Annotated in this window: 17 protein-coding genes; 6 read left to right on the top strand and 11 right to left on the bottom strand. The window is 37.0% G+C overall.

Going from position 1 to position 25,202, the window contains the following annotated elements; genetic code table 11:
• Window positions 1-46: 46 nt before the first annotated feature.
• The 5 genes from ABVM50_RS14445 to ABVM50_RS14425 all read right to left on the bottom strand — a co-directional run bounded on the left by ABVM50_RS14445 (window position 47) and on the right by ABVM50_RS14425 (window position 7,483).
• Window positions 47-1,492: a hypothetical protein gene (locus ABVM50_RS14445; protein ID WP_405199212.1), complete on the bottom strand. Its 1,446-nt coding sequence runs from the start codon at window positions 1,490-1,492 to the stop codon at window positions 47-49.
• Window positions 1,493-1,587: 95 nt separating this feature from the next.
• On the bottom strand, window positions 1,588-3,480 hold the full coding sequence (locus ABVM50_RS14440) for a glycosyltransferase family 2 protein (protein WP_405199211.1): 1,893 nt from the start codon (window positions 3,478-3,480) through the stop codon (window positions 1,588-1,590).
• Window position 3,481: 1 nt separating this feature from the next.
• On the bottom strand, window positions 3,482-4,369 hold the full coding sequence (locus tag ABVM50_RS14435) for a hypothetical protein (protein WP_405199210.1): 888 nt from the start codon (window positions 4,367-4,369) through the stop codon (window positions 3,482-3,484).
• The gene (locus tag ABVM50_RS14430; RefSeq protein ID WP_405199209.1) at window positions 4,359-6,392 is read right to left on the bottom strand and encodes a cellulose biosynthesis cyclic di-GMP-binding regulatory protein BcsB; all 2,034 of its coding nucleotides are present in this window, start codon (window positions 6,390-6,392) and stop codon (window positions 4,359-4,361) included. The genes ABVM50_RS14435 and ABVM50_RS14430 overlap by 11 nt, the downstream gene beginning before the upstream one ends.
• 23 nt (window positions 6,393-6,415) lie before the next feature.
• Window positions 6,416-7,483, bottom strand: coding sequence for a sensor histidine kinase (locus ABVM50_RS14425; RefSeq protein ID WP_405199208.1), 1,068 nt, complete (start codon window positions 7,481-7,483; stop codon window positions 6,416-6,418).
• Window positions 7,484-7,634: 151 nt separating this feature from the next.
• Between ABVM50_RS14425 and ABVM50_RS14420 the strand changes: the two genes are divergently transcribed.
• A complete protein-coding gene (locus tag ABVM50_RS14420; RefSeq protein ID WP_405199207.1) occupies window positions 7,635-8,819 on the top strand; it encodes a glycoside hydrolase family 5 protein in 1,185 nt (394 codons plus the stop codon).
• A gap of 218 nt (window positions 8,820-9,037) precedes the next feature.
• Entirely contained in the window at window positions 9,038-9,433 is a 396-nt protein-coding gene (locus ABVM50_RS14415; RefSeq protein ID WP_405199206.1) for a response regulator, read from the top strand.
• Between the two features lie 35 nt (window positions 9,434-9,468).
• Here ABVM50_RS14415 and ABVM50_RS14410 read toward each other — a convergent pair whose 3' ends face one another.
• Window positions 9,469-10,656: a response regulator gene (locus ABVM50_RS14410; RefSeq protein WP_405199205.1), complete on the bottom strand. Its 1,188-nt coding sequence runs from the start codon at window positions 10,654-10,656 to the stop codon at window positions 9,469-9,471.
• A gap of 174 nt (window positions 10,657-10,830) precedes the next feature.
• On the opposite strand from ABVM50_RS14410, the gene ABVM50_RS14405 reads away from it, so the two are divergent.
• The 3 genes from ABVM50_RS14405 to ABVM50_RS14395 are packed head-to-tail and all read left to right on the top strand — an operon-like array spanning window position 10,831 to window position 16,634.
• Window positions 10,831-13,917: a hypothetical protein gene (locus tag ABVM50_RS14405; protein ID WP_405199204.1), complete on the top strand. Its 3,087-nt coding sequence runs from the start codon at window positions 10,831-10,833 to the stop codon at window positions 13,915-13,917.
• Window positions 13,917-15,086 (top strand): hypothetical protein, encoded by a 1,170-nt coding sequence (locus tag ABVM50_RS14400; RefSeq protein ID WP_405199203.1) that lies wholly within the window; start codon window positions 13,917-13,919, stop codon window positions 15,084-15,086. Before ABVM50_RS14405 ends, ABVM50_RS14400 begins: the two co-directional genes overlap by 1 nt.
• Window positions 15,087-16,634: a glycoside hydrolase family 2 TIM barrel-domain containing protein gene (locus ABVM50_RS14395; RefSeq protein WP_405199202.1), complete on the top strand. Its 1,548-nt coding sequence runs from the start codon at window positions 15,087-15,089 to the stop codon at window positions 16,632-16,634.
• Window positions 16,635-16,812: 178 nt separating this feature from the next.
• Here ABVM50_RS14395 and ABVM50_RS14390 read toward each other — a convergent pair whose 3' ends face one another.
• The 3 genes from ABVM50_RS14390 to ABVM50_RS14380 all read right to left on the bottom strand — a co-directional run bounded on the left by ABVM50_RS14390 (window position 16,813) and on the right by ABVM50_RS14380 (window position 19,670).
• Window positions 16,813-18,009, bottom strand: a complete 1,197-nt coding sequence (locus ABVM50_RS14390) for a glycosyltransferase (protein ID WP_405199201.1) — start codon at window positions 18,007-18,009, stop codon at window positions 16,813-16,815.
• 78 nt (window positions 18,010-18,087) lie between these two features.
• Entirely contained in the window at window positions 18,088-19,338 is a 1,251-nt protein-coding gene (locus tag ABVM50_RS14385; RefSeq protein ID WP_405199200.1) for an oligosaccharide flippase family protein, read from the bottom strand.
• Window positions 19,339-19,358: 20 nt separating this feature from the next.
• Window positions 19,359-19,670 (bottom strand): lipid asymmetry maintenance protein MlaB, encoded by a 312-nt coding sequence (locus ABVM50_RS14380; protein ID WP_405199199.1) that lies wholly within the window; start codon window positions 19,668-19,670, stop codon window positions 19,359-19,361.
• 148 nt (window positions 19,671-19,818) lie between these two features.
• On the opposite strand from ABVM50_RS14380, the gene ABVM50_RS14375 reads away from it, so the two are divergent.
• On the top strand, window positions 19,819-21,873 hold the full coding sequence (locus ABVM50_RS14375; protein WP_405199198.1) for a tetratricopeptide repeat protein: 2,055 nt from the start codon (window positions 19,819-19,821) through the stop codon (window positions 21,871-21,873).
• 513 nt (window positions 21,874-22,386) lie between these two features.
• On the opposite strand, the gene ABVM50_RS14370 is transcribed toward ABVM50_RS14375, so the two are convergent.
• Window positions 22,387-22,554: a hypothetical protein gene (locus tag ABVM50_RS14370; protein WP_405199197.1), complete on the bottom strand. Its 168-nt coding sequence runs from the start codon at window positions 22,552-22,554 to the stop codon at window positions 22,387-22,389.
• Window positions 22,555-22,687: 133 nt separating this feature from the next.
• Window positions 22,688-25,156 carry a DUF4114 domain-containing protein gene (locus tag ABVM50_RS14365; protein ID WP_405199196.1) on the bottom strand — a complete coding sequence of 823 codons (2,469 nt, stop codon included), beginning with the start codon at window positions 25,154-25,156 and terminating at the stop codon, window positions 22,688-22,690.
• Window positions 25,157-25,202 lie beyond the last annotated feature (46 nt).

Genomic DNA, 25,202 nt, shown 5'->3' with positions numbered 1-25,202 from the left:
TGATCTATATCATTTTTATTTTTCGCCTTATGACTAATACCAATGATCATTTTATTTTAAGGAGTCTGAAATGCTCATTGGAATACTTTAAATCAGCATTCAGCCTTAAGTTTTCTATCACAGGTTTTAGTTTATCCTTAGGGTATGCTTGAGTTTCTTTCTTACTTACAATTATATAATCTGCATAGAGGTTTGGTGCTTGAAGTGCCTCATAGAAACCTTCCTGAAATTGATCTAAAAATGTATGTTGAGCTCTAATAAGGGCCATGCTAGGAAAGAAAACAGTATTATCTGCCAAAATACGGGCATCTTCAGGAATATTCTTTAATATGAAAGAAGCAAGTTGATCAGAAGACTTAATGTTGATAGGTTCTTTCTGAATGTAAAAAGCAAGCATGTTTTGTTCGATTGGATTTTGAGTATGATGTAAGTAAGCGAACTCACCAGCTATACTAACACCCAATATGAGTATGCAGCGCAGATTGAAGAATTTTACACTTATGAATTTATGAAATAGTTTAGTTTGGAATAGATGTAAAAACCCTGCGATACCCGCAGCCGTGATTATCAATAATGTAGAAAGTGATAATAAATTGCTATAATCTGTGTTCTTTGAAAAAAGTAACCAAATTGGTACCAGAGCTACTATAGATTGGAATAGAATTTTTCTTCGTCCATGAAACATCACAAACAGAAATAAGGGTGACATAAATAGGATGGCCAGGGGAAAGTAAGTTTGGTTCAACTGAGTAATTGTAGCCAAATCAAATTGGTAAAATACCTTTTGCAAAAATTCATGCTGATTCCATTGTGTAGTTCCGGTTCTTGTAAAAAATAATATGTCTCCAGTGAACCAGTAATTAATAATTAGATAAAATAGAAGACTCATTATAGGTGTAAAAACTATGACCAACACTGTGGATAATGAACGACCAATCAATTCTTTTCTCTCAAATGTATTTTGTGTCAATTCAGAAAAAATCCCAACGTAAGACATAGATTTATAGCGTGTATTGTAAAGACTGAAGAATAGTATGATAGGAATCATGAAAACTATAATCCACAAGAACGAAGCATCTAAAAAAACAAATAATGTCAGGCAAATACTGAGTAAAACAAAATTATAAGTTGTAAAGTCACGTAAATAACGAAACAGTAAATAAAAAAATATGAAGTAGAAGATTAAGTAGAGGTATAAAGAAGTTCCTGATGTCGCAATACCAATGGCAACTGGACTGGTGAGAAAATAAAAACTGGTCACAGCAGACAAAGTTCGGAGTTTCAAATCGTAAAATCTAACCACCACGAAAGCTGCCATAAAAGCTAATGCAATTCCAGAGGTGATAATTGGTGCTAAAACAGGATTTATAATGGCAGCAGGCAAGGAAGCTATCTGAGAAATAATTGGATACGTAAAATAGAAAAGTTCCAGAGTTTTAATGTTACTTGAAAGTAGTAATTGGAGCTTATCGCTTATAAAAAGTGATTCCAAATACCTGAAACCTTCATGGAATTGGTAGATTCCCATCGACACATAGTACAATGAAAATAGCAAACCAATTACAAGAATTTTGATAAACTGCTTCATTACTGGTCGGGATTATGGACTTTAGTTAGTCCGTGATTTGTTTTCTCCCAGTAAAAAGGTTTTGAGATTAATTGAAATAATCCCTTGTAGGAAGAAATGCTATGCATTAGCCAGTAAATTGGATTTAGAATTGCAAAAAGAATTAGACTGTAAGATTTTCGCCGGAACACCGCTATCATGTTTATATAAATCATAAGTAAATTACCAGCGAGAAAATTGAAAATAGATATGATTATGATCCAATCTGGGAAAATCAATTTTAAAAAATTTACCACCTCTTGATTAAGTGAACCTACAACAGCAGTGCTAATATCCAGAGTGAAAAAAAATGATACAAGAAAGAACAGCAACAATAGAGGATAGGCGAGAAAAGTAAAGAACGTTCCTCCTATAAAAAACTGGAAACCAAGAAAGCCGCTCCATCCTATCTCTTTCAATAATTTTCCCGGGTTACGCATATGCACCAGGTATGTCTGCATATAGCCTTTGATCCATCTCGATCGCTGGCGTATCCAGTTATAGAACTCATTGTTAGCTTCCTCGTAAGTAGTGCTGTTTAGTACTGTAACTTTATAGCCTTTTGCATAAGCACGAATTCCTAAATCAGCATCTTCTGTTACATTAAATCCATCCCAACCGCCAAGCTCCATAAGCTTATCAAACTTAAAATGATTGCTTGTTCCTCCCAACGGAATTGGTACTCCCAGGCCATCCAGTCCAGGCAGCATATAATCGAACCAGTAGGAGTACTCAAGGGTAAACATACGGGTCAGGAAATTCTCGGTTTTATTAAAGTAATTCAATGCGCACTGTACTACGATATATTCTTCGGGAAGTTTGTGAAATAGTGCATTGACCATCTTTAATTGATCTGAATCAGGAATATCTTCTGCATCGTAAATAGTTAGATATTTCCCCTTGCTAAAGTGCAAGCCATAGTTACATGCCTTGGGTTTGGTTTTTGGTTGTGCATACGGGATTATAACCGGATCGAATATGCATGGAAACTTTAAATTTTTTACGGCATTGAAGGTAACCTCATCATCAGATTCGATTAAAAGTTTAACATCCAACTTGTGTTTGGGATAATCAAGGTTTTGCAGGTTTGAGGCAAGTTTATATATTACCTCAGATTCCTTGAATACTGGTAATTGTATCGTATAATAAGGCAAATCTTCATCGGGATAATTTCCCAGTTCAGCGTTTGAAACTTTTTGTACAGTTTCAGATTTAGCTCCAACAACGGTAAGCAGAAATTTAAATCCTATAGCAAATAAAAGGAATAAATTAATCGCCAGATTCAGAGATATTAATGTAAAGACCGGATAGATAAAAAGAACTGTAAAGAATAAAATTCCTGCTATCCCTAGAACAATTACCTGGCGAGACGTAAAAGTTTCCAATGCTGAACTTTTATTATCACGTTCATAGAGATCGAAAACGGCCTTATGTAATAGCTCATCCCCGTAGGTCATGTGTAAGGCTTTGATGATATCTAGATCTTCAGCCAGGATTACACGACTAACATTTAAATTATAACGCTCACGAAATTTTGAAATAGGAATAGTATCTGATGGGTCTGCCACAACAAGATCTATATCTCCTTCAGAATTTTCAATAGGATAAAGATTATGATCTAAGAGAAAATCAAGATCTACTTTTAAAATTGGAATCTTTAATTTAGATAGGCTTGAGTAGTTGAACTCATGAAACTCAAAAGATTCCTTCAGTAAAAATTCCTTGTATTCGAGTCTAGATAAAAAAGCATAATTAAGCGTAACTTTTAAAAATGATTTATTCATCTCACGACTCATATTATCGACTTGTGAGTACTCAAAATCGGATAACAGACCTGATTTTAAAAATAAATCATTTCGAAATATCTTACGCATTTTAATTAGTTCTAATTATTGCAAATACCTGGAAACCCCTACCTATAGCTGAGTTTCTGTTATAAATGTCATGAAATAATCCTGAATAAAGAGAGAACTTGCTACTAAAGTCATAACCAACATTTAAACTTCCTTTAATAAAACGGTATTCTGCTACTGATTGAAGATTAGTCTGGAAGAACTCCTGGTTATCACTGAAGGAAAATATACCTTCGAGTTCGCCTAATATGATCAGCTTATTTGTAATACGGTAACCTTCAGATAACAAAAATCGTAATTGTACTGGATCCCTGGGAAAAAAATAGCGTACTCCAAATTCGACTTTGTGAAAATTGTTATACTCGCCAAGAAAATCTATACTACCTGCTAAAATCATTCTAGCTTCCAAACCAAATAAATCATATCCTGCAAATGGAAGTTGAGTGTTTTCGTAACCCGGTATATAGGTTATTAAACTTCCCATTAAATAATTAGATCCCAACCTTCCAAGATGGGCTCTTAGGCCTACCTCAATATCTCCAAGATCCCCATTAAAATTAGAGACATTATTATCCTCATATCTATTGGTAAAGTATGGCAAGGAAAGCGTTAGGTTTAATTTTTCAGAGAGCAGTGGTGCAGCCACAAATAATCTTGGATTGTAGTTGCTATATTTTCCATCATTAGCGAAATTAGATTTTTGTCCATCTGAGTTTCTAAAGCTAGTTGCTACATAATGACTGACGTACGGAGATATTAGAAATTCTCCGGAACTCTGTTGCCATGGATTTATTGTTACTTTATTTACTGAGGTGATACTATCATTTTCAACGCTAGTATTATCCTGGGCCTGAACATATGTCAAACTTAAACAGAATGTACAGACTGTTATAATGTATCTATTGATCATTAACGATGTTATTTTTTGATTCCTGTGATTTCTGATAGATATAAATTAAAAGAACTATCATCAAAATAAAGAGTCCGAATATGATGAACACTCTATATCTCTTCCACAACTGATCAAAATCATTTTCAATTTCCTTCTTCTGTTCAATCCCGGTACCTTTATTTAAGTTGAAAAAATAAGATTCTTCACTATTTGAAAGTATAACATCACCAGTATTGGTAAGGGATGTAGATTGGATTCCAGCGATGAGATTATGTAGAATTTCAGGCTTTCCTTCTGGAACATAGATAAACATCCAGGTTTCATCGTCTTTCTTAAATAATTGATTGACCCCTATTTTATCAACGTAGTCGATTGTAAAGAAATGATTATAATCCTCCTTTTCAAATTGATATTTGTCCTGCTTTAATTTTAAGTATGGATGTTTTCCAGCGAACTCATCAAGTGAATTGCTTTCGGATGAAATTATAATAGCGTTTTGCTTCTTTTCATTTTGTTTCAAACGGTCTAGCTCCAGAACTTGTGGGTAAACAAAACTTTCATTACGTCCAGAATTTAATTGGCCAATTAAATTACTCAAATGTATTACCTGATCGTCATTAATTGGAAGATCCCAGTAGATACGACTTTCGTGGTCTTCAAAGTTTTCTGGAAAATGAAAGAAGCTTAGTTGATCATTGGTTAGTCCGGTCGCTTTTAAAGTCGAACGATCGATGTTTATCTGAGCATAGAAACTAGCTGGATTTTCTTTGCAGAAACCTCCATCTGGCACATAGTAGTATTCAACTTTTAAAGTATTATTTCTCTTTGGTTCAAGTTCTTCGAAGCCTATAGTTTCATTGAATGATCCCGAACCGTTGAGTTGACCGCTATATTTTAAAACGTCATCGATATATAAGTTTACATAACCATCCTCTGTTTCTTTAAGTGGTCGATATGCAAAATTGAGATTCAGTTCAAGCCCCGATATACCGTTTGGAAAACTGGATCTGGAGATATTTATTTCTTTGAACAGTTTACCAATACCCTGTGTAAGTTCTTCCTGCACATTCAACTCTCTAAGAGAGTGAAGTTCTTTGTTCCTTCGCTCGTTTTTGAACTGATGTGCTCTAGTCACAACATAACTGCGGCTGTAAGCACTTTGGTAAATATCTTGATCAAGTAGGCTTCTACCAGCCTTGATTAATCCTTTATCATTTGAACCAGTAACGAGAAGACTCTGGAAGCTTCTTGTTGAATTACCTGTCTCGATAGAATCTGAAGTAACTTGAAGTCCTACCCAACCGTGATCTGCCGATATAGCCTTTAGATCTTTAGTTTTGTTGAAGTACTTCGGAAGTTGTTCATTTTGTGCAATAATGATACTACTATTAAGGATAGAATTATTCACCTTGGGCAAGGTTCCTATTTCTAATTTAGTATTCATTACACGTTCAAAATAGAACTGAATATATGCTGCATACTGAAGTTCCTGAATGGATGCTTTCTCGGGAATGAGTATCCTCTCGGCGCTCGCTATAAATTCACTTATAGTTGTGTGTTTTTTAGTATCGGAATTCTCGTAGTTAAGTAGAATACTTGACGTATCTAATCTGCGTATCCAAAAAGCTCCCTGGCTATAACTCTCGCATATATCCTGATTGATACGAAAATCATTAATCACTTCAATTTTCACAAAGCCTGAAACTACATCACGCGCTTTGATTGGAATTTTGAAATTAGTTATATTAGAATTAGCAGTAGGCTTCTTAGTGGCTACAGGAATATCTCCAATACTAATAGTAATAAAGCTATTATTCACATCAAGTACCTGTGAAGTTAAGAATTCGAGTGATACAAAGCTACCTTCCAGTAACCTGTTAGCGTCTATAGGAATATAATAACTTAAGGAACTATTAGAACCCCAGGTAACTGATTCTTCAGGATACCCGAAATCTTCAAAACTTTGAGCATCTTGAGACATAACTTCCGTAGAAATTAACGCAAGAAATAAATATAAGAAAACAGAAAACGGTTTATTCATAATTGGATATTTGAAGAAGGTATTTAGCTTGGTTTTATATTTTGAAATTGCGCTATAAATTCGAAACCCAGTGAGTTAGAAGCGCTGTATTGTAATTGACCGTCCATAAGTTCAATATGGTTCTTGGCAATACTAAGTCCCAATCCTTGAGACTGCTGAATATCTTTTAATTTATAGTCGTTAATGTTCTTAAAAAAAGATTCTAAATGGGTAATAGACATTCCAGTATTCCTGTTCGTTACTGCCAGGTAGGTTATATCACGTTCATTTCTGGAAGTTATTTCCAAAACATCATTGTTTTTGGAGAAATCTATAGAGTATTTAAAAATATTGTAGATAGCAATTTCTGTCATACGTTTATTAACTAATATCATAGAATTTGCAGCTTTCAATTCAGATTTCAACTGTATATTTCGGGAAGATGTTTTTTCGAAAAATTTATATCGTAAGTCTTCAATGATCTCATGAATATCTATATATTCTTTGTCAATCTCCAGAGTTCCAGTATTTTCATCAGCATTTATTTCATCCATCAAAGCCCTGTTTTGATTATTCGCACCCTTCAGGGAAAGCTTTATCATATCAAGATAATCATGTTCTTCTTTTCCTTTATCATAAAGCTCTTCAATCTCAATTAGATCCAGTAAAGATTCAATACTACTTAGTTTGTTCTTTATATCATGCTGGAAAACCTTAATAATATTTTCAACTCTCCTTATATGCAAAACTTTCCTCTCAAGGTCACGCTCTAATAGCTTATTGTTGTTTTCTGTTTCATCTATCTTCTCTTTGACCTGGTGGTTGGCGATGATTCTATCCTTAAGACTAAGTAATCTTATAGAAGGGAAAATGATACTAATACAGCAAACTGCCAGAGTAGTGTATGCGCCAGAGTATAAGAGACTTTCAGAGTTTACAATTTCTAAATATTCAAATAATACTATTAATAGGCATAACAAGATTAATTGTATCATAGCATCTTTAGTCTTCCAGATTGCAATACTGTTATAACTAACAAAAGCAACTGCAATAGCAGCTAAATAGAATATCAAACCAACTTCATCGGTGATACTGATACTGTAAGTAAACAAAAAACTTAAGGTAAGTAAACTTAGATGTAAGATTAAAGTATGTTTTTGTATTTTCGATAGTAGATAATAAGAAGTAAATATGATGGCTATACAAGAAATATTTAGCAACACAAGTTCTAAATAAACTTCCTGAATTAGTAAGAAGTCTAGAATGGATATGAAAATTAGGAAAAAAATAGTTCCCCAAACTAATTTATTAGAAGCCTCTCGCATTTGGACTCGCAATCCATCAGAGAACAAGGACTGGGTTAAACTAATTTTAGACATATTTGCACAGATTAAAGCTAAATTAAAAATAACTAAATATTTCATTTACTCTAGTTGTTACTACTTAATTCTTACTATTTTTTATCTATCAATGACGATTTATTCTGTTGAAATGCAGGCACAAGGAATGAATCTCACAGGTTTAGAGCAGACCTGGACTGAAAGTAAGTTGCCAGACATAAAATCTTTCAGACAAAAGATTCGTAGGTTAGCTCTTACAAATCATGATTATATAAGAATTCCCATAGATTTCCACTATTATCTTCATGAGGTATCAGTCAAAGACAAAATTAAATTCAAGAGAATACTCATAAAAATTCTTGATTTCGCACACAAGCAAAATATTAAAGTCGTAATAGCCAATTTCCAACATGGCTTAGTACAGGATAATTATGAAAACGCGAGTTTGCAAATTGGGTTAGATTGTAAAATGCTTCTTTACATTACAGAGAATTCTAGAATCAAATCTGAGGATCTCTATTTGGAAATTGTAAACGAGCCGGTAATTTACCCCGAACCATGGAGGATTGCAGCTTCTATAATTATAGAAGAAATACAAAAAGACTTTCCCGAACAGAATATATTAGTTGGAGCCAGTAATTATAATAGTATCTATGAGCTATCACGAATGCAGCCTCTACCTTTTGATAATTTGATTTACACTTTTCATTTTTACGAACCATTTGTTTTTACACATCAGGGTACAGCATGGACCGGTGTTCAAAATGCTACTACGGGTATACCGTTTCCTGTAAGGGACAGTATAACTAAATTGCCCGATATTCATCCAAACGCAATTGGCACAGCCGGAGAAGAAAATCTGAAGAGTTACTTTCAAATTGGAAGTGAAGAGGCTATCATTGATAAATTAAAAATTGTTGCCAATTGGCGAGATGAAAATAATGTAACCCTTTGGTGTACAGAGTATGGGGTTACAGAAAATGCGGATAAGATTTCACGTGAAAATTATCTTCGAATAGTTTCAGCCGAATTAACTGAACTGAATATACCAGGTTTCATTTGGGAGTATATCGGAAATTTTGGAGTTGAGAAACTTGATTACAAGTAAACTACATTTTTACGTTTAGGTACTCTAACTCATTAAACAAAATAATATTAATCAAACAAAATGTGATATAAGTAAATTGTAAATATCATCGTTCTTGGTTTCTCATTAAATTTTATAAATTTTCACTTAAATGTTTTTTGAATTACTTATTTTGTTCTTTAAAACACATTAAATCAATATCTTAGAATATTCATAAACGAATCTAACAAAGATTTTCCATGGAAAAAATAGCTCAAGCATGCCTTATAGAGGATGATCCTGTACATATATTTTTATCTACCAAATACTTAAAATTATCTGGCATGGTGGAGAATATTACGGTATTTAATAATGGTAAGGAAGCCTTTGATAAATTAAAGATATTGCTAGATTCTGGTGAGTACATGCCTGAAGTAATCCTATTGGACCTTAATATGCCCGTATGGGATGGATGGAAGTTTCTCGAAAATTTTTCTACTCTTCAACTTAAGAAGAAAGTCACCATTTTTATTCTGACTAGTAGTATCAATGCAGCCGATAGAAAAAGAGCTGAAACTTATGAAAAGGTCCAAAACTTTATTGTAAAACCTATTTCTCTCGATGACTTTAAAGAGTTATTGAAAAATGTAAAGTAAAAGCAGTGTACTTCTTTTACTTTAGGAATAATGACTTAAGCCACGGTCTGGTTTAGATCTTGCGATTCCCTTTTCTTCTGGCTACTTCCAAAGTTATAGCTCCAATAGATACTCATTAACTGGAATCCTATTTTTAATGAGTCTTTCATAGATAATTTAGATCCATCTTCATGTACCCATCTTTTCAAGGGTTGCTCGCAAATGATTTCCTGGGCTTTATTTTTTCCGAAGTGTTTCTTCATTCTCATAAAGATCTCTACATCAAATAACCATTTGGTAAGAAAAGGCTTTTCGAAGGCGATCGGGATCAATTCCTTTCGCATGATCTTAGCTCCACACTGTGTATCTTTAAAAGGCATTCCCAGGATAGATACAATGATGAAATTAATGGTCATACTAATGATCTGTCTTGCGCTTTCTTTAGCGATATTAGCACCCATTCTACTAATTCTTGAACCGTTTACAATCTGGAAATCTGTAGTTTCAATGGTTTTAACCAGATCGTCGAAATCCTTAAAATCCGTAGAAAGATCGGCATCCAGAAAACCTACGTAATCCAGATCTTCAAATTTAGAAAGATGAAGTAAGCCAGCTCTAACAGCTTCAGCTTTTCCTCCATTCTTCGGGCAATTATAGATACTAATATAATCTTCTCTCCCTTTTTGTAGTTCCTGTAGTACCTGCATGGTCTTGTCTGTACTTCCGTCGTTCACAAAACACAAATGATAACCTGAAGTTTTTTCCAGGAACGAGATAAATTCCGCAGATTTCAGCCTATTTTCTTCATTATAACATGGGATCACCACCCCAACACATCGATTCTGAATGATACTATTTGCTACAGATCTAGAAGCTGTTAAATCTGGATGTCCAATCAACCTCTTAACCCTGGCGCAAACTTCATCGAGACTTAAGGGTTTCTTCATATAATCCTGAATCCCAAGATCAAAACCTTCAACAATAAGATTCTCATCTGTATTTCCAGATAATACCATTACTGGTGTATTATCTTTCATTTCGTTTCTAATTATTCGAATGATCTCAAGTCCGTTGGAAAGCGGCATGTTGATATCAATGATCAATAGATCTGGTTGAAATGTTTTGAATATCGCTATAGCTCTTTGAGCCTTTGTAGTAGTTCTTACTTCATATCCTTCATCTTTCAATCTTTTCTCAAGCGGCATTAGAACTAACTGCTGATCGTCTACGGCTAAAATTTTCATGGTGGGTGGTTTTAGATTATGGTTCAAATTTACAGCTTGAATGCCATCATTTTCAGCATTTTAGATAAGTCGGTTTATTGGCGTAGACGAATGGTAAAAATCTATCGATGAATGAGTTTGACACTCTTTAAAGCCGCAGTAATTTTATTTTGAATAAATTACCATACTATTCGCATGAAAGAAACTACGAACAAATACCTGATCGCAGCTCTTATTATAGGAGTCGTATTTCATTCTTCCACCATATTTTTCACTTTGGAGAACACATACGATGCGCTCATTCATTTGTTTTTCGCAGAACATTATTCAAATAACTGGTTCGAACCCTGGAACTACAAATGGTACACCGGTTTTACCGTGATGGGGTATCCACCACTGGTGCACCAGGCTATTGGTTTGTTTTCCTATGTTGGTGGCTTAAAATTCGGAATGTTCCTGGTTGCCATCATTGGGGTGATCTTATTTATTACCGGGATCTACCGATTTGCTTTGTTAATGACCGGCAATCGGAAAGTAGCTGGTTACGCCGCGCTGCTGGCAGTTTTCTCTTCTTCATTTGTAGAAACACTACATATTTTTGGTCAGCTTCCAAGCATCGTGGGTGTTTCTATATTGATGCATTCGTTGCCAGAGATCTATCTCTATATCAAAACCGGGAAACGTAAATATTTTTTAAGAGCTTTATCCTTACTGGCGGTCACCGTTACTTCACATCATGTAACTCCTATCTTCGGGATGGTATTTTTTATATTTCCATTAATAGGAATGGTCATTATGGATGTTTCTAAAGAAAGAGTGGGGGCATTTAGCGAGATCACCTTTAAAGTTTTCTTAGATACATTTCTGAAACTCTTCTGGAGGATCGTAACTTTTGGAATGTCCTCGCTAGCGGCAATCATCATTTGCATTCTGCCTTACTGGATAAACACTAAAAAGAACCCGATCACCCAGGTGCCAATTCCGCATGGGAGCAGGGACAGTTTTATAGAGGTAACTTCCAGCGGACTCGTATTCTTCGTCATTCCATGGGGAATTATTTTTTTTCTATTCCCTTATATTTTGTACCGATATTACTCCAAACGCTACCTTTTCTTCGGATTATCCTTTACCATTTTGTTTATACTTGGAACCGGTGGTACAACGCCTATCCCGAGAATGGTGTTAGGTGACACCGCGTTCAATATCCTTACGCTGGATAGATTTACGCTATGGGGTTCTATTATGGCGTTGCCAATATTTGGAGAGTTTGCATACAGGTTTTCTGAAGGAGATCTAAAGCAACTCATCCAGCGAAAATTTGGAGCAGTTTATCACCGGGTTATCGGAGCTTTTCTAGTCGGGTTATTTCTGTTCATTTCAGTTTTTACGCTAAGTCTCGGGTATTTCAGGCCCATGCAGCCACAGAGTATCAAAATGCTTCCAATAGTAAACTTTCTAAATCAGGATCAACATGACCATTGGAGATTTCTTACCCTGGGCTTTGGAGATCAAATGGCATGGCTCTCAGCCCAAACCAGGGCGCTTACTGTGGACGGGAATTATCATTCTGCCCGCAGATTACCTGAACTTACCACTCGTGCCGTAGAACGCCTTGAAAACTCAAAATTCCGGGGAGTGGAAGGGATAGGATCTTTACAGCAATTTCTGGCAGTTCCAGAAAAGTACAATCTTAAGTATATTTTCTCCAATGATAAATTCTATGATCCGCTACTATACTTTAGTGGCTGGCAGCGTTTGCAGCAACTTGAAAATGGAATTATGGTATGGGAAAAACTGAATATTCCGCCACTTTCTAAGATCATTGGCTACGAAGATGTACCCATGTTTTTAAAGCTAATGTGGGGAATTATTCCATTGCTGACCGTACTTATTGCCGTTTTTATAAACCTTCAATTGATCTGGTATCATACGATCAAAACTGGCAATCCCGATAAACCTGATTTTTTAAACTTCAGGATAGAATATAAGCGATTTCGAACCAGACTTTTACACGTCAACAAGGTATATGCACTTGTACTGAGCGTGGTCATTCTGGTCTCACTTTACTATATCTACCGGGACAACCAGGATCAACTTTCAGAAAAAAACGTGGTAGAAGCTTACTACGACGCGATCGATTTTAAAGAATTTGAACGAGCTCATTCCTATTTCGATCCCGCCGGAAATAAAACGATCGCCCAGTTCATGCTGGAGGTAGCGGTAAGTGACGGGATTCTTAGTAGTTATGCAAAACTTGATAGCATTCGGGTTGAGGTGACCAACATTAACGATTCTACAGCCGTCGCAAATGCCTACACCAGCTGGGTGACACCTATAGATATCATAGAACAAACCGAAATCCATCAGCTTCGGAAGATCGATAATCGCTGGTTTATAGCACCAAAGGAACAGGATACAGATCTACCACCAGATCAACTTTTTTCTGAAAATCAAACCAAGTTTTATAACCACGGAAGGCGAAAGATAAGTACCCAGCAAACCTATCATGAAGATGTTCTGAAACAACCGGTGCTCGAGGTGCTTTCCGCAAAACTAGTACAGTTTGAAGACAGATATGCCATCGTGGGTGAGATACAGAATGTTGATCATGTGCCGGCAGATGTGGTGATCAAGGGGACTTTATACGACAGGAATAATCGCGAACTGGCCAGTTATAACGCCAGGCAGGTTTTAAAGCATAAATTAATGCCGAAGGAAATTAGCAGTTTTCGTGTAGATTTTGAAGGTATTGCCTGGCTCGCTCAGGATTCAAAAATTCCTGAAACTTTCGATCCAGACCATTTTACACCACTTGAACTGGATGATATCCCGGTCACCTTTAACCTGCAATGTGCCGGCAATGTAGCTATAACCGACCTCTACAAAAGTACAAGTATCAATGATCTGCAGCTTGAAAATAATGTGCTGGATGGGACGATTTTTAATTATGGAGTACAGGAAGTGACGATTCCTCAATTGCTGTTTTCTTATTATGATCACGGGAATTTGATTTGGGTAGAACATGAATATCTTGAAAACGGGATCAGGGTGCAGCGAAAACAGGATTTCGATTTTAAGCTTAAGAATTTATCTGGCTTAAAGCTTATAGATGACTCGATGAATAATATATTCGTGAATGGATTGCCAAACCTTGATATTGCACGAAAAGTAGTGCCAGAAAGAGTACGATTACAGCAAGAACTTTCAAATTTAGAGATGGAAGGATCCGGGTTTAGTTCAATTAAACTGGAAATGAATAATTACGTAGGAAACCCAAAATAATGAACCTGAAACAATTCTTCATATTGATCTTTTTCTTCGGAATTATTTCTAAAGATACTCCGGTGGTTTCTTCGGAATCTATTCCTGAAGTGAGTAAGGCTGGGGAAGAATTACTGCTCGCTTTCAATGATACTTCAGCTGAAGCATTGCTTATACTGAAAAATGCCTACGGAAGTACAGCGGTCAAAGCTGAAGAATCGAACAATTCAGTATTTAAAGTGCCGAAATTCATGTCTGATAAAAGCGGCATCCTGAAATGGCAGTATTTCAGCAAGAAAGATTCCAGGTCTGGAGAGATCAATATCATACCTCGAACCAATCCGAAGCTGATCGAAACCTATTTCGGTCCGCGTAGTATACAGGCTGGTTATGATGATTTTTCCATGCTGGTTAGTATCCCAACAGACTCATTGGATAATCCACTGGCAGATGGAACTTCAGTTAATATTTCAGAATTTTTCAAGGGAAGTTTAGCGGAGCAGGATTTTGAAATGGAACATATGTTTGCCTGGAAGAATATTTATACCCGGGAAAAAGCTGGTAAGATCACTGTAGCCACATCCGCAGAAGGCTTAGCAGGTAAAGAAATGATTAGTAATGTATATCCTTCACTGGCTTCAGATTTCAGCATTACTACAAATTCAGAACACTTGTACGCTGACGGAAACCAGGTTACGCAGCTAATTACATCTACAATTACCGATGATTTTGACAATATTGTTAGTGATGGAACTTCCGTAGAATTTGTAGTGGAAACAGAGAAGGGAATGAAATTGAAAACCAGCGCTATTACAATTAACGGAGTAGCTACGGCGCAATTACTTCATCCTGAAAAGGCTGATAGCTGGAGTATACAGGCAAATGTCACCGGAATGGCCGTTTCTAATTCGGTAAGTATTGATTTTGAACCAGTTTTAACCGAAATTCCGTACGAAATAAGCGATCGAAGTATATCAGTAGGACCTTTGAAAAGTTTTATGAACCAGTTGCTGCCAGATGGCGCTGATGTGCATTTAAAACTCAGGCTTAAAAATGATAGTATCTACAGGGGGAAAGCACCAACCCAGGACGGAATTGCCAACTTTTCGATTCCAAAGACCATAGCAATGGAAGATATTAGAGAAATCACTGTAGAATCGATGGGAGTTCGTAAAAAATTAGATCTGTAAATGCGCAAAAAGCTCAACAAGAATCTATACCGTGCCATCCTGATCCTAACTTTTCTGGCGGTTAATGCGATGATCATTTTTGGTCTTAGCAGTGTCTGGGGATTTCTGAATACTGGTGCAAGTAGATCGACCATGTTGCATACAGAGATCAAAAGCAGGCGTATGTATTTGCCGGAAGTGGTCTGGGATACCAGTGCCTACAAAGGTAGAACTATGGAGAACCAAAGTTTACAGGAGATCGAACGTGATTATTTGAATGGCTGGTATGTGAAGAACTTAGCCCTGCATTCCAATAAGACATTTGGAGTTGAAGATTATTATACAGATTCTGCAAGGGTAAATATTTATAATATCATTGACTATAACGAAGCTCATGATCTTTCATTCACCACAACCACTACGAACCACCATCCAAAATTGCTTTTTTATAGTGCAGATGGACAACTCGTGGTTTTTGAAGACCGAAAGGTGAGGCAGTTTCGTCAAACTTATTCCGAAGAAAAACTGATCGATGAGGAGATCGATAACAGTAGCTATAAAGTGATGATGCTTCTGGAAGATGGATTCTGGAGAGTTCGGCATATACAGCAGGTAAGCTCAGATTTTGAAAATGAGGAGGTAGAAGTTAACGCTGACTGGCATATTAAAGGTGATCAACTTTATTTTAAAAATAAGAAGTTCCAGATCAAGGGCATGAATTACTATCCGCAGGATAGTCCGTGGGATATGTATGGCGAGAATTTCGAAATTGAGGTGATAGATGATGATTTCCAGTTACTTAAAAACGAAGGCTTGAATACTTTAAGACTGTTTGTGCCTTACGAAGATTTTGGTAAAGCAGGCATTATTCCCGCAAAAATTGAAAAATTGCGTAAGGTGATGGATGCTGCAAATTTCAACGATCTAAAGGTGATCCTCACGCTGTTCGATTTCTACGGAGATTATTCGGTTATGGACTGGACGCTAACTCATGAGCATGCGCGACAAATAGTAGATGAGTTCAAAGATCATCCTGCACTTATGGCCTGGGATCTTAAGAACGAACCAGATCTTGATTTCGATAGCAGGGGAGAAGCGCTAGTGAAACGATGGCTGGAAGAAATGGCTTTCCAGGTAAAGAAGATCGATCATAAACATCCAGTTACAATAGGTTGGTCCAATGCGAAGGCGGCTGAGAATCTAAAAGAAACGGTAGACCTGGTGAGTTATCATTTCTATCAGCCTATGGAGAATTTCAAGAATTCTCATCAAAAACTAACAGAAAAAGTCTCAAAACCTATTGTAGTTCAGGAGTTTGGACTGTCTTCCTATAATGGACTTTGGAATCCTTTTGGTGCAGATGTAACCGAGCAGGCTGAATATCATAAGTATATGCAGCAGCAATTCTCCAACTCAAATATTCATTTTGTTTCCTGGACTTTATATGACTTCCCTGAAATTCCCAGTGAGGTTGCCGGATCACTGCCCTGGAGAAAGAAAAAACAGACGGCCTTTGGTTTTATTGATCTTGCAGGGAACGAGAAACCAGCTTTCGAATTTATCGAATAGATTCTTCAAAATTAACTCTTTCAATAGTTATCGTAGTAGGCTATATGTAGATAATTTAATTTCAGAAGAGATCTGAAGGGAATTAATGGATTATCTAAGTCCAATAAGATATAAACAATAAAGGATAGAAATTTCTTTCTATCCTTTTCATCTAACCAATAACCAATAATCAACCTATTCAAACAAAATTTAAATTCATTTTAGCACGCAAAAGCTTCTGAAATTCTTCAAGATAAAGCTGAGCGATTTTCTCCATTGGTAAACTGCAGGCAGCATCATAATTCACTTCGCCGATAGTTCTTCTGTGCAGATCGTTTTCTATGATCTTCTCCATAGAATCTGCCAGCGAATCCACATTTCCAGGTTCAAAAAACTCTCCCACATATCCTTCTTCCTCTACCAGCAATGCAAGATCACCCAGATTAGGCATGACTACTGCTTTCCCGTAAGAACCTGCCTGGTGCAGTACTCCAGAACTACCTGTAGTAGAAGTATAAGGAAAAGCTACTAGTGTGCTTTCTCCAAAGATCACGGGAACATCTTCTTCTTCAACATAGCCTGTGAACGTAAGATTTCTCACATGATCATATTTTTTCATAACTCCGGCAAGATATCCTGGAGTATTCGGACTATCAGTTCCAGCGATCACAATTTCCAGTTCCTGGTTTGTTCTCTCTCTTAACTTTTCAACAGCTTCAATAAGAATGTCAACCTTTTTATAAGTTCCAAATTTTCCGAAGGTCATTATCTTCTTAGGCCCTTCAGGAAGATCAAAATTAGGTTCTGGCGGAGTTTCAAAAGATCCATGAGGCACCTGTATCACATTATCTGCCTTATATTTGTCCTTGATCACATCTACATATTTTCCTATGGTAAGAGCTACGGTATCTGCCTGCAGCAACACTTTAGTAAGCCCTGTTCCCATCATGTTATATAATTTCTGAAGGAGTTTGTTCTGCGTGAAACCAGCGTTTCCGAGATCTACCTGCTCCAGGATGTTATGAAGCAATACGATCGTAGGGATTCCTTTCAATCTGAAAAATAATGGTAATAAAAGTCCTAATGCTGCAGGGATCTTTTTATCTCCGAATTTCATGAATTGAAGATTAAAAAGTATAGCATCAGGCTTTTGTTTCACCACATTTTTATAGATACTATATACATTCTTATAACTATTGAAGTTCCATGATTCCTTTACACTTACTTTACAATTATCTGTATTGAAGTCTATTTGCTTAGGTTCCTTTGTATGATCGGTGATCAATACAAGCTCATCAACTTCTGGTTTTTGAGCGAATTGTTTTGCAAGATGGTAACCGTATTCGTTTAAGGTTACTTTGCTGGGCGGGTAAGCGGTGATTAGTGCAAGTTTCATAATCGTGGTTTTAGTTAGATTCTATGTAAAGATCTCATCTTTATGTCTTTACTGAAGATATTTTCGTTCGGTTGAAGTTTAGTTTCGACGAATAGATCGTTTCATATGGTAAAGAAAATAGATCCCCTGTACGATCAATAGGAGTGTCATTACAAAGATCTGTGCTTCCACAACCATTTCCAGGCTCTCATGCTGAAAGTAGATCACCGTTAGCTGAAGTAGTCCAAAAATTCCAGAGAGTAGTACTGGAAGGTATTTATCTAAAGAAAGAAAATAATAGACAAAAACGTTAGCTATTGCAAATAATGAACTTGCCAGCGCATATTTCCATAATAAGGACGCTACCTCTACATAAGCCTCACCAAAGAGGATATTGATGATCAATGCTGGAAACAAGGCATTCACTACTACGATGGCAATCGCAAGAAAAGTGATCATTCCAAGGTATTTGAAAAATAACCTGGTCGTGTCCAGACCTTCTTTTTCCCGCTTAACTACTTCCGGTAGTAAGAGCATTACGAACATCCAGGCTACAAAATACACTGCTCTACCAATAAGTGCCAGTGAGGAGTACAAACCTGCTTCATGAGCATCAAAAAAGTGTTTTACCAGTAAAATATCGCCATTATTAATAAGGATCTGGGTTAGTTCATAAAAGGCAGTGACCACAACGAATTTCCTTAAATGTTTTAATTCTGCAGTACTAATTGCAGGAAGCACTTTTTGAGAAAGTCTTTTATAAGGTAACAGACCCGGAATAAGGCTAACCAGAATTCCAAGAGCTACGAGTTCTGAACTACGGAAGGGTAACAACAGAATAAAGGCCAGAGTCAAGAGTAGCCTGCTCAACATTTCTCCCTGGTAAGTGATAGATAGTTTTATAAAATCCTGCTCTCCCTGGAAATAACCCCGGTTTACGCTCATTAGAAAATAAACCGGAACTCCCATTCCAAATATTCTGAACATCGTTGCAGAACCTGTGTTGAAAAACTCCTGTAGTTCTGATGCTCCTATCACAATCACCGCACCTAGAATAGCACCTATAATGATGCTCCATTTTCTACTGTATTTAAGAAAAGCTTCCTTCTTACTGCCATCAAAAGTTCCAATGAATTTGGCCACGCTTAGTTGTAACGTCATGGCTACAAAGGAAAGAATAAGTAGAAAGGTGATAAGGATCGCTGCATCGGCAAAAGCTTCCGGACCCAGAAGTCTTCCTAGAATAAGGTTATAGAGATAGTTTCCTACGTTAACGATCAATGCACTGATCATAAAAACCTGGGTGGGTTGCAGTACAATATTTAGTTTGTATAATTTCAAGGTGATCATGGTGGTGGTTTTAATGGGTTCTAGGCACTCAGCTGGAAATAATTGAAGTCAAATAGATTACATCCGGAATTTAGAAAGGCAACCTGGAGACTGGGATTATTCGCCCCTTTGAAAGTTAAATATTTTCCTTCTGCGGTAGCATGAAGTAATAGTTCGTAGAACGCATAAACGCCGGCAACATCAATTTTGTTCAGAGGAGACAGGTTTATGATCACTATGGATTTCATCTTCAGCATAATTTCAAAGTATTTCTTAACTTGTTCAGCATTGTAGGATGAAACCTTACCGTGTAACTCAAATACTCCTTCGTTCTCATAGATATTTAGCGACATAATTTTAGTTTTTCGGTTCTTAACTATTGCTAAGATCGTTTCTAAATCAGGGAAATAAAGGCAAGCTTCGATGAATGGCAGGTTGCTGTAGATGAATTATCGAAGATGTGTTTGTAACTTGCTTTCAAGGAATCTAACCACCCAGATCATGAATTTTAGATATTTATTAGTTGTACTTATGTTGCTTATTTTTCAATTAAAATCCACCGCTCAGGAAATGGAGCAGGGTTTTGGCTACCTGGAAAATGGAGAATTCGCTGCTGCTAAAGACTTCTTCTCAGAGATCCTTGAGACTTATCCTGAAAATAAGACTGCCAGGCTTTGTTATGCCAGGTCGGTAGGATTGCATGACGATCCCTCTAAAGCGAACGATCTATTCAGCCAGCTATTGAAAGAATACCCAGATGACCTTGAGATTCAGCTTAATTATGCCGAATCGTTGCTTTGGAATAAGAATTATCAGGATGCAGAAGTTTACTACAAGGAACTGGTCAAGGAAAATCCTGAAAATTTCGGAGCCTTGTTAGGTTACGCCAATACGCTTAGTAATTTAAAGGAATACGAACAGGCACTAAGTCTTATCAATAAATCGCTGGAAGTATCGCCTCAAAATCCTAACGCGATGTTATCCAGAAAATACATCAGACTGGGATACGCCAATCAATTTTTAACTAACCGCGATTATGAGACTGCGATTCGCTATCTGGATGAAAACCTGAGTGAGAATGAACAGGATCAGGAAAGCTTGCTGAATAAAGCAAACGTTTATTTGATTCAGAAGAACGGAGCAGGAGCAAGGGAGGTTTATGAGAAACTGGCGCTAACGAAGAACGATAGTATTCTGGCTTTTAACGGAATATCTCTTTCTTACCATATTGACGGTGACGAAAAGGAAGCTTTAAAATATGCTGAAAAGGCTTATGATCTGGCAAACACCTCTTCTGATGATGTACGTTTATTAGATGCTGAAGAACGGTACGTTCAGGCTTTGATCTGGAATAGGAAGTTCTCTCAGGCAGAGTATCTAATCGCAGATTTAAAGAAGAAATACCCTGAAGAATCCCGTATTTTGGCGTTGGAAGCAAGTATGGGGATGTATACAGGCGAGTTCAAAAATAGTATCGAAAACTATAAAGCGATACTTGCTCAGGATTCAGCTTCTTTTGATGGAAACCTTGGAATAGCGAATGCCTATTTTGCAAATTCTGAAATTATTAAAGCAAAGACTGCTGCGGAAAAGACGCTGGAATATTATACCAATCAGCAGGATGCACAACAGTTTCTTGCGAAATTGAATAATACTTACAGGCCATTACTTGAAGAAAATATAAGTTACTCTTTTGATAATGGAGATAATGAAGCCGTGGCTTCAACAACCAGGCTGGTATTACCTTTAAGTACAAAACTGGAAGTTTCTGGTGCTTATACTTTTAGAGAGACCATGAATACAAATTCAGATCTTGAAGCTACCTCTAACCAGTTCAATCTAGCTGCGAGGTATCGATGGAGTCCAGGATTACTGTTACGAGCAAATGCTGGTTTTGTAAAAGCAAATTCTACCCAGACAGAATATACCAATGCTGTAGGTGAGATCGCTGCAGGGCTAAAACCTTTTGTTAGAGATGATCTGGAGATCGGTTATCGCCGGGATATCCAGGATTTTAATGCTGAATTATTGAACAGGCAAATCGCCGGGAATCATTTCTTTCTGAATAACAATTACTCAACCAGGTATGGACTTGGGTGGTACCTACAGTATTTGCATACCGAACAAAGTGATGATAATACCCGTGATCTCCTTTTTACTTCTTTTTATTACAGTTTTCTGAAAAAGCCAGTGCTAAAAGGCGGACTCAATTATCAATTCATACAGTTCAAAAACCAGGTACCCACCATCTATTTTAGTCCTGAGCAATTTCATGCTACCGAGATCTTCCTGAACTTTTTAAGCAATGATCCAGATTCCAGGATCTCTTATGATCTTACGGCGGCCACTGGGTTTCAGTTTATTGAGGATGATGAGAAACAGGGGACATATAGACTACAGGGAAAGATTGGATATAACATCAGCGATCGATTTATCGCAGGTATCTATGGAAATCACAGTAATATTGCCTCTGCCACAGCTGCGGGTTTTACTTATACTGAATTCGGTATCAACTTAAAATGGAACTTTAAATCAACTCCTTTGTTCGCTTTCTAATTCTGTTCCACTTCGGAAATCTTCATGAAACTCACTCAATCAAATTTGTAGTTCTTCTGAACTTCGGAAGGGACTATGCACAATTTAAGTTTTCGCTCATATCTGGCCATTCTTTTGTTTTAAAAGAATACCAATTTTTACTAAAGCTACATTTTTGAAGATATTAAAGTCAATGACGTTGTACAGTCTTCTTTCAATAATGAAGACTAGGGCAGTCTTCTCTATACCTTCAGAAGTGATCAATTAATAATGATTTCTGAACCCTTAAGAATTAAAACTTCAGATTTTATATTAAAGTAAAGCATACGCGATAGTACTATTAATATTCTGGATGCTAATGCTTATATTGATATCAGATATCTTAAATGCTTCAGTAGTATCCGAGGAAGCAGGATAATTGCTATTGTAAAGAAGTGATATATGCGCCAGCTTGTAGGTATCACTTATTTTAGTGAATGCTCGTCAAATAGAAACAATAGGTATAATTCAGATTACCAGACACAAGTTCTATGGCTACACCTGGCTTTTCTTAGAGCCGCTGACAATAAATTTTCCTGTGATCAGCCAGCCAATCGAGAGTCCTGCGAGAATTCCCAGGATAAAACCGTATCCATCTGTATAATACAATCCAATCACGGATAGGATCAAAATTACTAAGCCTAAAACCTGGATTTTATTCATTTCTTTTTTTTCTGATGTTAATACAAGATAGAAAATATTCAGAAGAATTAAAGGAGAAGAAGTAAAGCAGTAGGTATAAAAAACGATAAGCCGGGGACCCCTCCCCGGCTTATCAACCTAACCACCTAAAAACTTAGTGAGTAACCAACAAACTAAGTGTAAATTTATGTCTGCCATTTAAGATGAGTACGCCTTTGTAAATCCCTGGATTTACAGCTCTCAATTTTACAGGCAATTCATTTTTTGTTTGAACGTCGTTGTGTATTTTGGAATAAATGATCTTTCCGGTGAGATCGTAAATATAGATCTCTGCAGTTGCTGCTTCCATTGGCAGAACTACACTGGTTTCTGTCTTAAATGGATTTGGATAATTATATGCTTTCTTCTGAACAAGGCTGTCTAATTCAGCAATATCAATTACGGGCTCCGGTAGAGGTTCTGGCTCATTCACGGTCACGCTTGCAGAGAACACAAGGTTCTTGATATTGATAGCAAAATCCTGATAGTAACTGTAATCACCCTGCACAGAGAAAACGATGGCTTTCAAGTCTTCACCTTTATAGTTTCCTGAAGAGTTTGAGAAATCGTTCAGAGCTATACTTTGAGCTGTAATCTCCTCTTTAGAATCGAGCTTAAGCCTGTAGCGTTCATTCCAGTCCTGTAGATCACTGGTCACTAATATCATTTCAATTTCAAGATCATTCTGCATTTCAAAATTGATTCCTTCAAAACCTGCAATCTCAAAATCCTGATCACCTGGCATCAAACTTCTGAAAATATTTGCAGTTCCCATAACATTCCCACTTACGTTGACATTTCGCTCAACATGATACTCTCCGGCTCCTGCTGTATAATCTGAATTCTGTATTGAAAATTCTTCAACCTGAGTTTCTGTTTCAAGATAATCGATTCCCCATGGACCATCTGCAAGGTATAAGTCATCTGCCTGTGGTGAGTTTTGACCTCGAATTTGCATTCCAATATCGAAAAGTTCACCAGTTTCCACAATTATTTCCTCTTCGTAACTTTTATCCAGGCTAACAGTTTTATTATAATTCTTTTCAGAAGTAGTTTCTGTGTCCCTTATTTTTCCATCGATCGTGAAGCCGGAATCACCTTCCTTATTCTTCACGATAAGATGAAGTCGGCTATCCTTATAAAACCCTCGTTTTACAAAGACAGTAGGGTACTTGCCGACTATCTTATCGCTTTCCAATGTCTGGAATGCGTTTATTTTATCTATTACATGACCTGCAATACTGCTTACCTGTCCCATATTTGATCCCCAAACCTGGAAGTTCAGGTAATCACCATCTGGATAATCTGAGATATTCCAGTGGGAGTGTAATTTTAAAGCTTCATTCAATTTCACTGAGAAGTTTACCGCATACTCTAACTGTCCGCTTGCTCTAAGAATCTTGATCATGATGAGCTCGTGTCCTTTAAGTTCTATGGTTCTAATATCTTCCAGGCTGGAGCTGTTCAAACGGTCACAGATTACCTTGGAATGATCATAGATTCCATTAGAAGTACTGGTCATAAGTGCTGCCGCAACTCTTTTTTCTCCCTGGTAATAGTCTGCGGAAAATACTGCGCTTGCATTGGTAATTCCCATTAGGTCATCAGGGCTTGATATTCTTGCCTGCTCTGTCCCGAACATTCCAGTTTCAGGAATTAGAGATGAAAGATCTATTCCCTCAGCGTTTTTCTGAACTGAATATTTCTGATGAAATTTCTGCTGACTTGTCTTTTGAAACTTATTATAACTGCTCTTAAGTCGGTCAAAATTTCTTTCAGCAATAAGGGCGGCCAGTTTTCCATTACTTTCCAGCCCACCTTTGTTAGCCGAAGAAACATCTGTAGCCATTTTCACATCAGCTACATTCTCTGTTTTGATGGCTGTATAAGGATTAGCGCTTACGTAGAAGATCGCATCGTTAAAATCCTGATCGCATGACCCGTAGTCTCTTCTTATATCTTCAAAACCAAGGTAAATTCTTTCGTTTTCAGGATCTGCCAGTAATACTGCATGATGTCTTAATTCTTTTCGTTCTTCAGGATTAAATTGTGGATCTGAGTATACCTGCCACAATCCCCAGCCAACATTATTCCCATTCCACGCATTTGCCAACAAGACCCAACCAATCCCGGTACCGGCTTTGAAATCGCCTAGTTTTACTTTATTCCCTTCTCTCAAACCTCCACCAGACCATTCCTTGGAAGCGTTAGGGAAAATAATAGTGATATCACGATCTGTAGGTTTTGATCTATCCCGGTCCTCTATATCGTAGGTATAAAACCCAAGGACATTTTTGTAACCTGCTCCTTCCTTCACGAAAGTCACCCAAACCGCCGCATCTTCCGCCAGTTCGATATTTGTATCGTAACCGGCAGAGATATACTGCGGATTGTAATCTGGAACAGGATAACTTTCCGGTAGGGCGGCGTCGATCATGGCCATACTTTCAGTAGAAACATAATCGTCAACCGGTTCCAGGTAATCTGGTACTCCCAGGCCATCATATTCACCAAGATATTGGAACTGCTGTGCAGTAGCCTGTTGTAGTAGGATGAGACAAAAAAAGTGTAGTAGTGTTTTCATAACCTGGGAGTAAATTTAATATTTGAACACGCTTAACCGGAACTTA

It is taken from the genome of Christiangramia sp. LLG6405-1, assembly GCF_045055805.1.
Taxonomy (GTDB): Bacteria; Bacteroidota; Bacteroidia; order Flavobacteriales; family Flavobacteriaceae; genus Christiangramia.
Note: the sequence above shows the minus strand (reverse complement) of the source record. Positions and strands in the feature narration are given on the sequence as shown.

What these genes read in the sequence shown, in the direction of transcription:
- ABVM50_RS14440 (WP_405199211.1), bottom strand. Translation starts at nt 3,480, where the DNA reads ATGCGTAAGATATTTCGAAATGATTTATTTTTAAAATCAGGTCTGTTA.
- ABVM50_RS14435 (WP_405199210.1), bottom strand. Translation starts at nt 4,369, where the DNA reads ATGATCAATAGATACATTATAACAGTCTGTACATTCTGTTTAAGTTTG.
- ABVM50_RS14430 (WP_405199209.1), bottom strand. Translation starts at nt 6,392, where the DNA reads ATGAATAAACCGTTTTCTGTTTTCTTATATTTATTTCTTGCGTTAATT.
- ABVM50_RS14420 (WP_405199207.1), top strand. Translation starts at nt 7,635, where the DNA reads ATGGATATGAAAATTAGGAAAAAAATAGTTCCCCAAACTAATTTATTA.
- ABVM50_RS14415 (WP_405199206.1), top strand. Translation starts at nt 9,038, where the DNA reads ATGGAAAAAATAGCTCAAGCATGCCTTATAGAGGATGATCCTGTACAT.
- ABVM50_RS14410 (WP_405199205.1), bottom strand. Translation starts at nt 10,656, where the DNA reads ATGAAAATTTTAGCCGTAGACGATCAGCAGTTAGTTCTAATGCCGCTT.
- ABVM50_RS14405 (WP_405199204.1), top strand. Translation starts at nt 10,831, where the DNA reads ATGAAAGAAACTACGAACAAATACCTGATCGCAGCTCTTATTATAGGA.
- ABVM50_RS14400 (WP_405199203.1), top strand. Translation starts at nt 13,917, where the DNA reads ATGAACCTGAAACAATTCTTCATATTGATCTTTTTCTTCGGAATTATT.
- ABVM50_RS14395 (WP_405199202.1), top strand. Translation starts at nt 15,087, where the DNA reads ATGCGCAAAAAGCTCAACAAGAATCTATACCGTGCCATCCTGATCCTA.
- ABVM50_RS14390 (WP_405199201.1), bottom strand. Translation starts at nt 18,009, where the DNA reads ATGAAACTTGCACTAATCACCGCTTACCCGCCCAGCAAAGTAACCTTA.
- ABVM50_RS14385 (WP_405199200.1), bottom strand. Translation starts at nt 19,338, where the DNA reads ATGATCACCTTGAAATTATACAAACTAAATATTGTACTGCAACCCACC.
- ABVM50_RS14380 (WP_405199199.1), bottom strand. Translation starts at nt 19,670, where the DNA reads ATGTCGCTAAATATCTATGAGAACGAAGGAGTATTTGAGTTACACGGT.
- ABVM50_RS14375 (WP_405199198.1), top strand. Translation starts at nt 19,819, where the DNA reads ATGAATTTTAGATATTTATTAGTTGTACTTATGTTGCTTATTTTTCAA.
- ABVM50_RS14370 (WP_405199197.1), bottom strand. Translation starts at nt 22,554, where the DNA reads ATGAATAAAATCCAGGTTTTAGGCTTAGTAATTTTGATCCTATCCGTG.
- ABVM50_RS14365 (WP_405199196.1), bottom strand. Translation starts at nt 25,156, where the DNA reads ATGAAAACACTACTACACTTTTTTTGTCTCATCCTACTACAACAGGCT.